Origin of the sequence: Arthrobacter sp. CAN_A1, from assembly GCF_015751665.1 — a bacterium.
In the GTDB taxonomy this organism is placed as follows: domain Bacteria; phylum Actinomycetota; class Actinomycetes; order Actinomycetales; family Micrococcaceae; genus Arthrobacter_D.
This window is the reverse complement of sequence record NZ_JADOUR010000040.1, coordinates 1-1668: the sequence shown is the minus strand read 5'-3', so window position 1 is coordinate 1668 and position 1668 is coordinate 1. Positions and strand designations below refer to the sequence as shown.

Below are 1668 nucleotides of genomic sequence, written 5' to 3'. Positions count from 1 at the left end.
CCGAATCGTCACACCCAGATGCCACAATCAGACCATCGGACAGCCAGTAAGCCCCGATCACACCGGAAACCACGCCTCATGAAAGATCGAGGCTAGCTGAGTCATTGTCCGTTGAGCTTGTCTGCGAGGTCGGAGATGCTTTCGACTTCGATGTCTGGTGGTGTGAAGTAGGTCGGATATGAAGCACCCGTACGGTTGATCCATGCAGTTTGCATTCCGGCGGCATTCGCGCCGTGAATGTCCCAGGGGTGCACTGCAACGAGTAGTAATTGGTCGTGTGTTTGGTTGAGCTCACGGGCCGCATAGTCGTACGCTTCGCGTGCGGGCTTCCAGCGGGCTGCGCTTTGAACACTGAGTAGGTGTGCAAATTTTTCGCGCACTTTGCCGCGCGTCATGAGGTTGTCTGCCACGGATGTCGCTCCGTTGCTGAGGGTCGCGAGTTGGGCGATCTGGCTGAGAGCCCTGATCCCTGGGGCCGCGTCTGGGTGCAGCGGGAGGTCTTTGAACGTGTCCATGATCTGGTTGACTTGCTCCGTGTGGTCACCCGGCGTTGTTTCTGCGCTGAGGAGCCGGTGGAGACTGTCGGTGGCAATATCGGCAAAGGCGGGGTTTTCCCCAGCTGCGGTGAGGGCGAACCCGTCGCGAAGTATCTCCGCGAACCATGGTTTGGCGAGCGAGGCACTTATCCCGGCGTGGGCGAACGCGTCTCCGAGGGGCCGCATGTCTGACAGGGTTTCGTTGACGTCGAAGATGATGGTGGCTGGCACTGATGTCATGTGGTCGAGCCTTTCTGCTTCTTTGATTTGACGACCGTTTTGTTAGGTTCACGACTATGGCAGTACTGGTCGAGTGCGTAGTTCCAATCGTCGCATCGCATGGCCGTGAGCGTGTGCTTCGGCGGATGGTGATTAGGTTTCTGTGTTGTAGGTTCCGGTACGGATCTGTAGATGTCCGCCGCGGGTGGCGGCCGCCTTGACGTCGGCGCAGTCGCGCTCCACGGCAGTCCAGGGGTGAGCCTCGATATTGGATCCCCCGAGCCAGCATGCCGCTTTGGCCAAAGGCGTCAGGGTAGCGGCGAGCCCAACTGGTTTTTGCATGTCGACCACGCAGAGGGACGCCCCGGGCGCAGCGAGGGACACCATGTTGGCCCAAGCGGTTTCCCAGTCCTTCATGAGGGATAGCGCATAGGTGGCCAAGACGGCGTCGGATTGTGCCCGGCCGCCCTGGGCTGTGATTCTGGATCCAATGTCGGTGGATGAAAGCTCGGTCGCGTCGGCTTGGATGAGAATGACGTTGGCCCAACCGTTGCGTGCTGCCCGCCGGCGGGCTTGGACGAGCATCTCTGGGCTGCGGTCGATCCCGACGATGATGCCATGCGGGCTGACCTGCTGCTGGAGGAGACTGAAGTTCAGGCCGGTACCGCATCCGATGTCGAGCACTTGGGTGCCGGGGAGTTGGTTGAGCGCTCTGATGCCGATTTCGCGGCCAGCCCGGTAGACCGGGTATTCGCCGGACATTACATCGTAAAACGGTGCGAACGTGCTGTATTTACCGGCGATCGGGATCACTCCATGTGGTTACGTCCCGCTGAGTGGTGGAGTTTTCTCGACACCGTGCGGGTCAGTTCCTTGATTATGCTGCAGTAAGTTCGGGAAGCAAAACCGTCTC

2 protein-coding genes are annotated in these 1668 nt (G+C 59.7%); both read right to left on the bottom strand.

The window, feature by feature from the left end; translation table 11 throughout:
* Positions 1-101: 101 nt before the first annotated feature.
* The gene (locus IWX62_RS16130) at positions 102-776 is read right to left on the bottom strand and encodes a haloacid dehalogenase type II (protein WP_196842427.1); all 675 of its coding nucleotides are present in this window, start codon (positions 774-776) and stop codon (positions 102-104) included.
* A 132-nt stretch (positions 777-908) separates the two neighbouring features.
* Complete coding sequence (locus IWX62_RS16125; RefSeq protein ID WP_196842426.1) at positions 909-1568, bottom strand: class I SAM-dependent methyltransferase; 660 nt, start codon at positions 1566-1568, stop codon at positions 909-911.
* Positions 1569-1668: the final 100 nt, after the last annotated feature.